Annotated in this window: 16 protein-coding genes; 12 read left to right on the top strand and 4 right to left on the bottom strand. The window is 72.4% G+C overall.

Annotation, left to right across the window (positions count from 1 at the left end; genetic code table 11):
- The first annotated feature begins 20 nt into the window (after positions 1–20).
- The gene (locus BMW85_RS52185; RefSeq protein WP_281249685.1) at positions 21–146 is read left to right on the top strand and encodes a hypothetical protein; all 126 of its coding nucleotides are present in this window, start codon (positions 21–23) and stop codon (positions 144–146) included.
- 198 nt (positions 147–344) lie between these two features.
- Here BMW85_RS52185 and BMW85_RS42155 read toward each other — a convergent pair whose 3' ends face one another.
- Together BMW85_RS42155 and BMW85_RS42150 are read right to left on the bottom strand one after the other, a co-directional pair.
- Positions 345–1841 (bottom strand): FAD-dependent monooxygenase, encoded by a 1497-nt coding sequence (locus BMW85_RS42155; protein ID WP_091092948.1) that lies wholly within the window; start codon positions 1839–1841, stop codon positions 345–347.
- Positions 1842–1901: 60 nt separating this feature from the next.
- Positions 1902–2501 (bottom strand): TetR/AcrR family transcriptional regulator, encoded by a 600-nt coding sequence (locus tag BMW85_RS42150; protein ID WP_177241155.1) that lies wholly within the window; start codon positions 2499–2501, stop codon positions 1902–1904.
- A 136-nt stretch (positions 2502–2637) separates the two neighbouring features.
- On the opposite strand from BMW85_RS42150, the gene BMW85_RS42145 reads away from it, so the two are divergent.
- From BMW85_RS42145 to BMW85_RS42130, 4 genes are all read left to right on the top strand, one after another.
- Positions 2638–3201: an RNA polymerase sigma factor gene (locus BMW85_RS42145; protein WP_091092946.1), complete on the top strand. Its 564-nt coding sequence runs from the start codon at positions 2638–2640 to the stop codon at positions 3199–3201.
- Positions 3201–4142, top strand: coding sequence for a CU044_5270 family protein (locus BMW85_RS42140; RefSeq protein WP_091092945.1), 942 nt, complete (start codon positions 3201–3203; stop codon positions 4140–4142). The genes BMW85_RS42145 and BMW85_RS42140 overlap by 1 nt, the downstream gene beginning before the upstream one ends.
- 78 nt (positions 4143–4220) lie before the next feature.
- On the top strand, positions 4221–4865 hold the full coding sequence (locus BMW85_RS42135) for a hypothetical protein (protein ID WP_091092944.1): 645 nt from the start codon (positions 4221–4223) through the stop codon (positions 4863–4865).
- A complete protein-coding gene (locus tag BMW85_RS42130; RefSeq protein ID WP_091092942.1) occupies positions 4862–5176 on the top strand; it encodes a transcriptional regulator in 315 nt (104 codons plus the stop codon). Before BMW85_RS42135 ends, BMW85_RS42130 begins: the two co-directional genes overlap by 4 nt.
- Here the strand turns inward: BMW85_RS42130 and BMW85_RS42125 are convergent.
- Together BMW85_RS42125 and BMW85_RS42120 are read right to left on the bottom strand one after the other, a co-directional pair.
- Complete coding sequence (locus BMW85_RS42125) at positions 5142–5348, bottom strand: BBE domain-containing protein (RefSeq protein ID WP_245775382.1); 207 nt, start codon at positions 5346–5348, stop codon at positions 5142–5144. The two genes, BMW85_RS42130 and BMW85_RS42125, sit on opposite strands and share 35 nt — an antisense overlap.
- A gap of 44 nt (positions 5349–5392) precedes the next feature.
- Complete coding sequence (locus BMW85_RS42120) at positions 5393–6049, bottom strand: TetR/AcrR family transcriptional regulator (protein WP_245775381.1); 657 nt, start codon at positions 6047–6049, stop codon at positions 5393–5395.
- A gap of 109 nt (positions 6050–6158) precedes the next feature.
- Here BMW85_RS42120 and BMW85_RS42115 point away from each other — a divergent pair, with 109 nt between their 5' ends.
- The 7 genes from BMW85_RS42115 to BMW85_RS42085 all read left to right on the top strand — a co-directional run bounded on the left by BMW85_RS42115 (position 6159) and on the right by BMW85_RS42085 (position 12058).
- Positions 6159–7202 (top strand): medium chain dehydrogenase/reductase family protein, encoded by a 1044-nt coding sequence (locus BMW85_RS42115; RefSeq protein ID WP_091092941.1) that lies wholly within the window; start codon positions 6159–6161, stop codon positions 7200–7202.
- A 293-nt stretch (positions 7203–7495) separates the two neighbouring features.
- Positions 7496–8092 carry an ABC transporter permease gene (locus BMW85_RS42110; protein WP_091092939.1) on the top strand — a complete coding sequence of 199 codons (597 nt, stop codon included), beginning with the start codon at positions 7496–7498 and terminating at the stop codon, positions 8090–8092.
- A gap of 334 nt (positions 8093–8426) precedes the next feature.
- Positions 8427–8966, top strand: a complete 540-nt coding sequence (locus BMW85_RS42105) for a hypothetical protein (protein ID WP_091092938.1) — start codon at positions 8427–8429, stop codon at positions 8964–8966.
- Positions 8967–9059: 93 nt separating this feature from the next.
- Positions 9060–9488 carry a sensory rhodopsin transducer gene (locus BMW85_RS42100; protein WP_218156175.1) on the top strand — a complete coding sequence of 143 codons (429 nt, stop codon included), beginning with the start codon at positions 9060–9062 and terminating at the stop codon, positions 9486–9488.
- Positions 9489–9502: 14 nt separating this feature from the next.
- On the top strand, positions 9503–9853 hold the full coding sequence (locus BMW85_RS42095) for an NADH-quinone oxidoreductase subunit A (protein ID WP_091092935.1): 351 nt from the start codon (positions 9503–9505) through the stop codon (positions 9851–9853).
- On the top strand, positions 9844–11142 hold the full coding sequence (locus BMW85_RS42090; RefSeq protein WP_091092933.1) for a hypothetical protein: 1299 nt from the start codon (positions 9844–9846) through the stop codon (positions 11140–11142). The genes BMW85_RS42095 and BMW85_RS42090 overlap by 10 nt, the downstream gene beginning before the upstream one ends.
- Entirely contained in the window at positions 11135–12058 is a 924-nt protein-coding gene (locus BMW85_RS42085; RefSeq protein ID WP_091092932.1) for a complex I subunit 1 family protein, read from the top strand. The genes BMW85_RS42090 and BMW85_RS42085 overlap by 8 nt, the downstream gene beginning before the upstream one ends.
- The last annotated feature ends 1 nt before the right edge of the window (position 12059 follow it).

Raw genomic sequence — 12059 nt, 5'->3', positions numbered from 1 at the left:
TATGAGCGTTAGGTAGAGACGTGTCCGAGTTCTTCGCCTCCCTGCTGGCCAAGGCCGCCTTCATGCTCCTCGAAGCCCTGATCATGCGCCTCGTGCAGAGCGTCGCCTCGTCGATCCTCAGCCCTGCGGGCGCGCGCCTGGCCTAGTGTTCACCGCGCGGCTCCAGCGGGCGGCGCGGCCCGGGAAAGTCAGCCTGTTCGCTGGAGCAGCAGGCGCGGCCGCGCGGGCCGCGTCGGCGTCCGGACCGGGGTTCTCGTTGGCCCAGCGCAGGAGCGCCCCTGTCCACGACGGTGCCCGGCAGGCCGAGAAACTCCGACGGCTTGGCGGCCCGCGTGTCAGGCGTGTCAGGCCGGCCAACGCTGCATCGCGGCCTTGAGCGACGCGCGGGACTCCGCGTCCGGCTGCGGGGCGTCGGTGGCCCATGCCACGTACCCGTCGGGCCGCAGCAGCAGCGCCGTGCACGGCACGTCGGAACCGGACAGCCCCGCTGTCGCGGGATGCCCCCAGTCGCCGCCGGTGAAGTCGATCAGGTGGGAGCGGCCGTCCCGGGTCAGCTCGGCGAGCCGGACCCCGCCTTCGAGATCCAGGTCGGGAGCCCATCGACCGGCCAGCGGATGGTCACAGCCCATCTCGTAGCGGACGTCGGCGCCCGACATCAGGTCGGCGATCCGGCCGACGTTGCGCGGGTCGCCGAGCAGTTCGGCGAACAGCGCCCGCAGGCCGGTGACCTCGCTGCCAGGGGCGATCAGCGCGGACTGGGCGCGCGAGGACATCACCACCCGCTCGGCGACCGGGCGCCGTTCGGACTCGTAGGTGTCGAGGAGGCCGGCGGGGGCCGTGCCGCGCACTTCGGCCGCGAGTTTCCAGCCGAGGTTGACCGCGTCCTGGAGGCCGAGGTTGAGCCCGGGCCCGCCGATCGCCGAGTGCACGTGGGCGGCGTCGCCGACCAGCAGCACCCGGCCGTCCCGGAAACGCTCGGCCAGGCGGGTGTTGCCGCCGTTGAGCTTGCGTGACATGTGCGGCCCCGGGCCTGCGGGCGGGCCGAAGGCGATGGTCACGCCGAGCACGCGGCGGGCGCTGGCCTGCAGCTCCGCGAGCGTGAGCGGGCCCTCGGCGTCGTGTCCGTTCCACTCCATGGTGGAGATCAACGGTGCGGGGGCGCCCGGCAGGGGCGCGTACACGAACAGACCGCGCTCGGTCCGGTGGTGCAGGAACGGCGGGACGGGTCCGTACCCGGGAATGTCGAGGCCGCCGGTGGCCGGATCGACGAGCTCGGCCGGGACGACGGCGTGCGCGGTGCGCGCGATCATGGCGTCGGTCGTCACGCCGGGGAAGGCGATGCCGGCCAGCTTGCGTACGATGCTGTGCCCGCCGTCGGCGCCGATCAGATAGCGCGTTTCGATCGAGTACGGTCCGGCCGGCCCGCTGGCCTGGAGGGTCACGCCGTCGGCGCTCTGGGTGAGCCCGGTGAGCTCGTGGCCGCGCCGGATCTCGACGGCGAGTTCGACGGCCCGTTCCTCCAGCATCTGCTCGATCCTGCGCTGCGGGACCTGGAGCAGGTAGAGGGGGTTGTCGTCCAGCACGCTCAGGTCGATGGGCAGCGCGCCGAAGACGAATCCGGGTGCGGGCCGCGGCGGGTCCTCGTGACCCGTCAGCCGCTCGTAGAGGCCGCGCCGGTCCAGCATCCGTACCACCTGGCCGACCAGGCCGTTGGCGCGGTTCTCCTGGGTGCGCTCGGGCAGGCGCTCCAGGACCAGGGGGCGGATTCCGGCGAGGCTGAGCTCGCAGGCCAGCATCAGGCCGTTGGGCCCGGCTCCGGCTATGACGATATCGGCGATCATGGTGGTCCTTCCGGGCATGACAGGTCGGCCGGCGGCGGGCCGGCGCAGAGGTCTGGACGGTCAGGGCGTGGGCAGTCCGGCGGCGACCTGTTCGAGGGCGTCGCGCAGCAGCTCCGGGAACGGCGCCGGCGCCTCGCCGTTGAGCCACAGGTGGATGGCCGCGAGCACGGCGGCGCCCACCGCTCCGGCGACCAGGTGCGGATAGAGGTCGCGCTCGGCATCGGTGCCGGTGCGTTCGGCGATGGCCGCGGCCAGCGCATCCTGCGCGGCCGCGTGGGCCTTGAGGAACTCGCCCCGGTGCTCCGGGTGCCGGCTCATCAGCTTGACGCCGGCGATCCAGCGCTCGTCGGCCGGACGCTCGGTCTCCATGCCGAGCGCGAACCGGGCGAAGACGGCGTTGGTGATGGCCTGCCACAGGGGTTCGCCGTCCGGCCTGGACCTCAGCTCCTCGGCGATCCGCACCGCCCGGTCGAAGTGCCTGGCCGCGATCGCCTCGCCTTTGCTGGAGAAGTAGTTGTTGAACGTGCGGGGCGAGACGCCCGCCTCGGCGGCGATGTCCTCCACCTTGACGTTGTCGAAGCCACGCTCGACGGTCAGCTTGATCGCCGCCCAGCTCAGCGCGAGCCGGGTTTCTTCCTTCTTGCGCTCTCTCAGCCCCACGCGAGCACACTACACAAATTTGCGCGCCAAGCAAAGATGCGAGTCGCGCAAAAATCGGCGCTTCTCCGCCGGAGCGAGAACCTTGCGGGGGCGTGCGGGAGACAGCAGGGTGACCGACCGACCTTAAGGAGGGCCGTTGACCGTTGAGACGGCCGAGATCGACGACGCCGAGCTGATCAGGCGCTCCGCGAGCGATCCGGAGCAGTTCGCCGCACTGTTCGACCGGTACGCGCGGCAGATCCACCTCTACGCCGCGCGGCGGATCGGCACGCAGGCCGCCGACGACATCGTGGCCGAGACGTTCCTGGCCGCGTTCCGGCGGCGTGGATCGTACGACCTGTCGTTCCCGCTGGCGCGTCCCTGGCTGTACGGCATCGCCACCACCCTCATCGCCCGGCACCGGCGTCAGGAGGAGCGGATGCTGCGGGCGCTGAGCCGTACCGGCGTGGACCCGCTGCCGGAGCCGATGGCCGACGTCGTGGTCAGCAGGGTCGCCGCGCGGGACAAGGAACGCGAGCTGGCGGGGGCGCTGGCGTCACTGTCGCGCGGCGACCGCGACGTGCTGCTGCTGATCGCGTGGGAGGGCCTCAGCTACGAAGAGGTCGCCCAGTCGCTCGGCATCCCGCTGGGCACCGTGCGGTCGAGGCTGCACCGGGCCAAGAAGAAGACACGGGCCGCACTAGGAGAGGAAGAGCTGTGATGAGCACGCTCAAGGAATTCAGGCGTGACACCCCGCCGATGACGGCCCAGGTGGAGAACGCCGCCCGGGCGCGACTGCTGGCCGCGGCCCGCGGTTCCGAGCCCCGCCGCGCGCCGCGACTTGCCGGGCGACTTGCCGGGCGGCTCGGCTGGCGGGCCGCGCTGGCGGGCGCGTTGGCCGTGGCGGTCGGCACCGGCGTGGTGGTGGCCCGCGATCAGCCGCGCGTCGTCCCCGTGGCGAACGTGCGGGAGCTGGGCGAGCGGGCCGCGCAGGCCGCCTACGACGACCGCGGGCAGGCGCCGAACCCCGGCCAGTGGCTGTACATCAGGGAGCGCCAGGCGCCGCAGTCCAAGGACGGCGGCTACGGCGTGGACCTCTCCCGGCGCGTCGTCTGGGAGCAGTGGACCAGCATGGACGGCAAGCAGGTGGCCGCCCTGATCAACGGAAAGCTGCTCGTGCAGGGCAACCATCCGGGGCTCGGCGCCGCCGATCTGGCCCGGCAGCCGATCACCCCCGAAGGCGTGCTCACGACGATCCGCCGGAAGCTGGAGGACATGCACATGGTCTGGGGCGAATCGCAGCAGCCTCCCAGCATCGACGAGCAGCTCTTCCAGGCCGTGTACCAGCTCATGGGAACCCAGTCGTTGCCACCGGAGGTGCGGGCGGCGCTGTTCCGTGGCCTCGCCACGATCCCCGGCGTGAGCTTCACCGAGGACGTCGTGGACGCCGACGGCAGGCACGGGGTCGCGTTCAGCTATACGGGTGAGCGGGCCCGCTACGACCTCATCCTCGATCCCGTCGACTTCCGTTTCCTCGGCACGTACGGCGTCCAGACCGCGGACTACGACGACTCCTCGTCGTTCGTCATCGAGGCGGGCACGCCCCTCACGCTGACAGCCCGGCTGGACGCCAAGGTGGTGGACGGCCCCGGCCAGAGATGACCCTTTCCAGGGGGCTCGCGTTCGAGTAGTGTCTGCGACACAGACAAGTCTTCGACACAGACAGAGGGTGGCCTGATCATGAAGGAGCACTCGTACGATGCGGCCGATCACCTGCTCGACGAGGTCAGAGCCCTGCGTGGCCGCGCCCGCGCGGACCGGCACGCCTTCGGCTACCCCCTGGTCTTCTTCGGCACCCTCACCGTGTTCTCGGCGATTCTCCAGACGATCGCCGACGCACTCCGTTTTCCGCCGGGCGGAGCCCTCGCCCACCTCCTCCCGAAGGAGTTCGTGGACATGGTGTGGGTGTCCGGGCTGATCGCCGGAACGGGTCTGACCGTGTGGCACTACCACCGCCACGGCTACCGGACGGGCATCCAGACGGCGGTGCGCCGGCCGGGGGTGCTGGGCGGCCTGGCCGTGGCCGTCCCCCTGCTGTCGCTCCTGCTTCCCTTCGACGGCGCCCCCTTCCACCTGCTGACCATCGGCCTCGGCCTGGTCGCCCTGGCCTGCGTCGAGCACAGCCGCCACCTGTGGATCGCCGTCGGGCTCTACGCCGCGGCGGTCGTCCCGGCCGTCGCGAGCAGCGGCATCCACCTCTACGAGCGGCTGCTCGAACGGTCCGGCCTCGACGGCCTCCTCGGCCCGCGTGAGACCGCCCTGCTGTTCCCGGCCGCCGTCCTCCTCGTCGCCGGCCTGCTCGCCCTGCGGAAGACCCGGCCGTGACCCACCCGACCGGACGCCTGAGCGACGTCGTCCACCAGCGCCACCGGCTCGGCATCCTCGCCATCGCCGACGAGGCGGCCAGGGTGGAGTTCACCTACCTCCACGAAGTGCTCGAACTGACCAGGGGAAACCTCAACCGGCACCTCGCCGTCCTGGAAGAGGCCGGCCTGATCGTGCTGGAGAAGGGGTACGACGGGCGGCGCCCCAAGACCTGGATCGTCATCACCGACGAAGGCCGGGCCGCGTTGTCGGCCGAGCTCACCGCACTGGAGGAGCTCATCCGCCGGCACGGCGGCCGCCCGCACCGGTGACGGCCCTGTCCCCGAGCACCGGATAGTTCGCGCGGAACACGTTGTGCGGGTCGCGGGCCCGTTTGATCTCCCGCAGCCGCGCGAGCACGACCTCGGCCTGCTTGGCGCGCGTCGCGTCGGCCGTGTGCCGCAGGCCGAGACCCACCAGGCCGAGCAGGTACGGCTCAGCCACGGCGCGGTGTCCTCCAGCGGACACGTTCGGGAGCGGAAGGCCGTTCAGGTGTCCTTGAGGTGCGCCAGGGCACTGATGATGCGTTCGGCGAGGTCCTGCGGCCAGGGAAATTTGCGGATCACGGCGCGTTGGTGGGCCAGGCCGTGCAGGCCCAGCCACAGCGCGACCGCGTCACTGAAGAGGTCGGTGCTGGTGGCTTGGCCCGCAGCGACGCAGTCGCCGAGGGCGTCGACGAAGACCTGCAGGGCATCCATGCCCAGCCCGTCCATGTCGTCTTCGGTGATCGAACCTTCGCTCATGTCCGGCGTCCACAGGCCGCCGAACATGATGCGGTAGCGCCCGGGGTGGATCTGGGCCAGGTCGAGGTAGGCGTGGCAGGCGGCGAGCAGCCGTTGCCGGGGATCCTGGCCGCCACCCGCCGCGGCCGTGCGCATGGTTGTGGCGAGCCGGCCGAACTCCTGGCGTACGACGGCCAGCATGATGGCCTGCGGATCCGGGAAGTGCGGGTAGATCGAGGGCGCGGCGATCCCGATCCGGCGAGCGATTGAGCGCAGGGTGATGGCGCGTTCGTCGCCGTGTTCGTCGAGCAGTTCCACCGCGGCGGTGATGATCTCGTCGCGCAGTTTGCGTCCCTCGCCACGGCGATTGCGCCTCCGGGTGGGTCCCGGTGCGGCCGGCTCCGCCGGTTCGTTGTGCTTCACCCCGTAACCATACACCGCGAAGTTTATGGGCGCCTCGCCTTGCCTACGTAGACTTACGTCCGTTACGTTACAGCCGTAAGCAAACGGGCGAAGCCTCAAGGGATCCGTCATGAACAGCACTGTCGCCACCCGCGCCACGGAGATCGTCCTACCTGGCCCAGTCGAGCCGGACGGCCTGCTCGTACAGGTCCGCGATCTCCCGCCCCCGGCCGAGGGGCAGGTCCTCCTGCGCATGGACGCCACCGGCGTGTCCTTCGCCGAGCAGCAGATGCGCCTGGGCAAGTACTACGACCAGCCGCCGTTCCCGTTCGTGCCCGGCTACGACGTGGTGGGCACGGTCACCGCCACCGGACCCGGCGTGGACCCCGTGCTGGCGGGCCGCCGCTTCGCCGCGGTCATCAAGGTCGGCGGGTGGGCCAGCCACCTGCTCGTCGAGGCCGGAGACCTTGTACCGGTGCCGGACGAGGTGGACGCGGCAGCCGCGGAGACCGTGGCCGTCAACGGCGTCACCGCCTGGCAGATGCTGCACCGCACGGCCAAGGTCCGCGCCGGCGCAACCGTGGTGGTGCTGGGGGCCAACGGCGGTGTCGGCTCCATCCTCGTACAACTGGCCCGGCACGCCGGGATGGCGGTGATCGGCACGGCCTCGGCGCGCCACCACGAGACCGTGCGCACGCTGGGCGCGACCCCCGTCGACTACCGCGATCCGGACATGTACCAGCAGATCCGCAAGCTCGCGCCCGAAGGCGTCGACGCCGTCTTCGACCACGTCGGAGGGCCCGGACTGGTCCAGTCGTGGCGGTTGCTTCGGCGGGGCGGCACGCTGGTCAACTATGGGGCGGCATCGGGCAAGAACGACAAGGGCAACGCCCTCCTGCCGATGCTCAAGCTGTTCACCCGGTTGCTGGCCTGGAACCACCTGCCCAACGGCAAGAACGCGCACTTCTACAACTTCTGGGCGGGCCGGCGCCGCCTGGCCTCCTTCCGCGACCGGCTCGGCACGGACCTCACCCAGGTGCTGCGACTGGTGGCCGACGGCGCCGTGATGCCGCAGATCGCCGCGCGGATCCCGCTCACCGACGCGTCCGCCGCGCTGACGCTCGCCGAGTCCAGGACCGTCCTCGGCAAGGTCGTCATCGTCCCCGAGACGTGAGGTCGTGCTCCGCGCCGCCGCGTCGCAGCCGCGTCGCAGCCGGCCCGCCGGATCGAGGCGGCCGTCACGGGTGCGGACGCCCGGCAACGCCTGTACGCCGCCGGGCACTCGACCAGCACCAATCCCCGCGCCGACACGATCGCGCTGTGGCTGGGCCTGCACGGCCTGGCCCACCAGCAGACCGTGATCCGCGCCCTCCCCTGGCCGGCCGGGCTCATACCACACCTCGTGGCCTCGCTGGCGCACCTCACCCCGAACCACACACCCGACCAGACCCCTCGGAGGTCCACACCATGAACGCCACCGCCCTCACCGCGCCGGTCCCCGCCACCGCGGTTCCGGCCGCGAACAAGGCCGACAACCGCTCCGCCTACATCAGCTTCGCCGCGGCCTTCATCCTCGGGCACGGCTCGGCCGCGCTCTCCAAGGGCGCCGACCCTGTGCTCTCCCTGCCGGCCTGGGCGCCCCTCACCCTGCTCGGCGCCGGCATCGTGACCGGCCTGGTCCTGACCATGAGGGCGGGCGCCCGCGCCAAGCGTGGCGCCGACCAGTCCGAACTGCTCGCCGAGAAGCTGGTCGGGACCTCCTGGGCCACCGGCTTCATCGCCCTGGCACTGGCCATCACCGGCGTGTCCACCGCCTTCGACCTGCCCGAACTGCAGGACGTGCTCTGGCCCGCCGGCTCCGCTCTCGTGGTCGGCCTGATCAACCTCGCCGAAGGCGCCGTCCGCCGCAACACCCTCCACTACGGCCTGGGCACCTGGCTCGCCCTGATCGCCTCCGCCTCCCTCTTCCTCGACACCCCGGGCGTCTACTCGGTGCTGGCCATCGCGGGCGGCGCTGGCTACGTCGTGGCCGCGATCCTGGAACGCCGTCGCCTGGCCGCCTAGGCTCCGGTCGGGCCGGATGTGTGGAGCACCTGCCGGGATTGATCCCCCGGCAGGCAGCGTGTACGCGTTCCTGGCTCAGCACCGCGATGAGCCGTTTCACGAGGAGATGTTCGCCGACCTGTACGCCGCGACCGACGGCCGATCGAACGTCCCGCCATAGGTGCTGGCATGCATGCTGGCGTTACAGGCGCCACCGTCGACCAGGGACCAGTCATCGTCGGGGTGGTGAGTTACGTGGACCGCGCGCACTAAGATCGGCTCGTCAACCGCTTCCTGTCCCAGGTCGTCCCGTGAGCACGCGGTGGACGGGCAGCAGCTACGTCGACCGGGGGCCATGATGATCAGGCGTGTGGTGGCGGCCGTGGCCGCGTTATTGCTGGCACCGGTCTTGGGCGCGTGTTCGGCGCCGGTAGACGACCCACTGCTCAAGGATCCGGCGCGGTGGCCGCTGACCGGGCTGAAAGGGCTCGTCGATCACCACGAGCTGCCCGACGGCGGGGAGCGGGCGCTCGCGCAGATCAAGGTCGGCTCCGTCGACCTGATCGCCTGGATCAACTCCGCGGGCCGGTGCGGCCTGTCCGGCTCCGACTGGAGCATGTACGTCGACCTGACCGAGTCCGCCGGGCAGCCGAGCCGGGAGGACGGGTTCTCCGGGCCGATGGAGCCGGCGGCCGGGGTGTCTAGCGAGAGCAAGGTCAGCCTGTTCTGCACCCCCACCAGGATGCTGATCAGGGTCACCGGGGAGACGTCGAAGCCCTTCGTCTCCGGTGAGGCGGTGGCGCAGCTCTTCCGAGGCGGGCTCAACGCCGTCGTCGGCTCGCCGCAGGCTCAGCGGGAGTCGCTTCCCGGCGCGACGGTGACGCCGGGCGGATAACCGGATTCCGTCCCTGCTCAGCGGGGCAAGCACACGGTGACGACGTTCGGTCCCGGGTGCCGGGCCGGACCGCGTCGTAAGGGGGACGGCATCGTGCTCTCCGCCGCAGCCGACGAAGGGACACGAGACGTGGACCACCTGGGCCGGACGACCTGGATCATCGCCGAGGGCTACATACCGCCGGAGAGCACCGGTGAGGGCAGGGCCTTCGTCAGCCACGAGACCGCGTGCATGCTCAACACCGGGCCGGCGCCGGCCAACGTCGAGATCACGCTGTTCTTCCCCGACCGGGAACCCGTGGGACCCTACCGGGTGGTCGTGCCGCCCCGGCGGACGCTGCACCAGCGCTTCAACGACCTGCACGAGCCCGAGCCCGTCCCGAAGGGCAGCGACTACGCGAGCGTGATCGTGAGCGACGTGCCCATCGTGGTGCAGCACACCCGGCTCGACTCCCGCCAGCCCGCCCTCGCGCTGCTGTCGACCATCGCCTTCCCCGCCGGAACAGCGGCCTCCGTCACCTGAACCGCACCGGCCCGATGAACGAATTGTCCGCCGCCGTGTCCCTGCTCGTCGTCGCCCTGGCGGCGGTGGGAGTGCTGTACGCCGTGTCGTGGTGGTCGCGCGTCAGCGCCGCGCCCCTGTCCGCCCCGCCCTTCAACTCGGGACGGGAGCCGGCGGAGCACGCGATGAGCCGCTACCACGTCCGCTGGTACCCGGTGACGATGCTGTTCCTCGCCTTCGACATGGAGATGGTGTTCATGTACCCGTGGATCAGGGTCATCTCCGCCGTGGGGGCGAGCGCGGTGATCGAGATGTTCGCCTTCCTGGCTATCCTGCTGGCCGGTGTCGTGTACGCGTGGCGTGAAGGGGCCCTGCGATGGACCTGACCGCCGCGCTCCTGCGGGCGGCGGCGGCCCGCCCGCACGTGCTCGTGGCGAGCATGCCCGGCGGGACGCCGGTACGGCTGGCCCTGGAACGGGAGCTCCGCCTGCGTGACCTGCCGGTCGCGCTCACGCCCGCGGACGCCGACATCCTGCTCGTCGCCGGGCCCGCCTGCCCCGAGCTGGAGGCGGCGGTGGAGCGGTTGTGGCAGGACATGCCCGCTCCGCGCCGGCGGGCACACGCCGAGGATCCGCGGGAGGTCGGCAGGGCCGTCGCGAACGCCCGTGCCGGCCTCGCTCGCCGGGAGAGCGCGGAGAGCGCCGGAGCGCACGAGCGCGCGGGCGGAGAAGCCCCGCGCGGCCGGCATAGCGGAGGCGGCGGGCATGGCGGGGGCGGTGATGACATGGACTCGCCGGCGGGCCTGCCGATGGCCGGGCAAGGGCCGGATCGTGACGGGCTCACGTTGGACCGGCTGCACGTGTCGCTCGGGCCGTTCCTGCCCGACTGGCCGCACGGGCTGACGGTGCGCCTGACCCTGCAGGGCGACGTCGTCCAGCGGGCCGAGGTCGCCGCCCCGCCGGCGGGTGGCGGGCCGGCCGCGGCCTCCTTCTGGACGCAGCCCTGGGCGCGGGCCACCGCGGGCGAGCGGGTCCAGGCCGGGGAGGCGGCCCGCCGCCGGGCGGCCGCGCATCTCGACAGCCTTGGACGGTTCCTCGCCGTCGCGGGATGGCCGGCGGCGGCCACGAGCGCCCGGCGGTTGCGTGACGACCTGCTGGGCGGAGCGAGCCGCGAGAGCGTCTCGCCACGCGCGGCTCGCCTCGCCCGCCGGGTCGGCGGGTCGCGCACCCTGTACTGGCTGACCCGCGGCCTGGGGCCGCTGTCCGCGCGCGAAGCCGCGGCGGCGGGCGTCGCCGGGCCGGCGGCGCGGGCGGACGGCGACGTCCCGGCCCGCTACCGGCTCTGGCTGACGACGGTCCGGGAGGACGTGGACCGGCTGGAGGAGCGCGACCCGCTCGATCCGGCCCGCCACGAGCCTCCGCGCGGCCCGCTGCCCACGCCACGGACGCCATCGGAGGCACTCTCCCCGCCACGAACGCCGCCGGCGGAGCTGCCCGCGCCACGAACGCCGTCGGCGGCCCTGCCTGCGCCGGCGGCGCCGTCGGTGGCGCTGGCCGCGGTGCTGCCGCGCCTCCTTGAGGGCGCCGAGCTGGCCGCGGCCCGGCTGATCGTCGCCAGCCTCGATCCGGACCCGGACGAGACGGCGGCCCTCACGGTGGGGACGGCCCATGAGTGATGCCGCACCGTGGTGGAGCGTGCTCGCCGCCCCGGCCCTCCTGGTGGCCCTCGCGCTGCTCGCGGTCGCCGCTGACGGCGTGCTGTCCGCGCGGGCGGCAGGGCGGCCCTTCGCCCTGTCCGCGGTGGCGCGTCCGCTGCTGGAGGTGCCACGCCTGCTGGTGGCGCAGCCGCGCCGGCTGCCCGCGCCCGACATGCCGCTGTGGCGGATCGGCGTGGTGACGGTGCCGGTCGCGGCCGTGCTGTCGGTCATGGTCGTGCCCTTCGGGCCGTTCGCGGTCTCCGGCCTGTCCGTGGGGCTGGTGTGGTTCAACGCGATGGAGGTGCTGACCTGGGCCGGGCTGTGGCTGGCCGGGTGGGGGCCGAACGCCGCGTTCAGCCTGGTCGGCGGCTACCGCTATCTCGCCCAGGGGCTGGCGTACGAGCTGCCGCTGATGTTCGCGCTGATGACGCCGGGCATCGGGGCGCAGTCGTTGCGGGTCGGGGACATCGCCGCCGCGCAGGGCGGGCTGTGGTTCGCGGTGTGGATGCCGGTGGCGTTCGCCGTCCATCTCTGGAGCGTGCTGGCGTTCGGCTTCACCGGCCCGTTCGCCTATCCGGCGGGCGGCGACATCGCCGGGGGCGTGTTCGGTGAGACGTCGGGGCCGGAGCGGCTGCTGCTGTCGGCGGGCCGGTGGCTGTGGCTGGCCGCGGGGTCGGCCATGGCGGTGCCGCTGTTCCTCGGGGGCGGCGCCGGGCCCTGGCTGCCCGGATGGGCGTGGTCGCTGGTCAAGACCGTGGCCGTGCTCGCGCTGCTGGTGTGGGCGCGCGGGCGGCTGCCGATGATCCGCGCCGACCGGTACATGGAGGTGGCCTGGGTCGTACTGCTGCCCCTGAGCGTCCTTCAAGCGCTGGTCCCGGCGCTGGTCGTGCTGTGAG

Source organism: Nonomuraea wenchangensis (assembly GCF_900111685.1).
GTDB lineage: Bacteria > Actinomycetota > Actinomycetes > Streptosporangiales > Streptosporangiaceae > Nonomuraea > Nonomuraea wenchangensis.
Note: the sequence above shows the minus strand (reverse complement) of the source record. Positions and strands in the feature narration are given on the sequence as shown.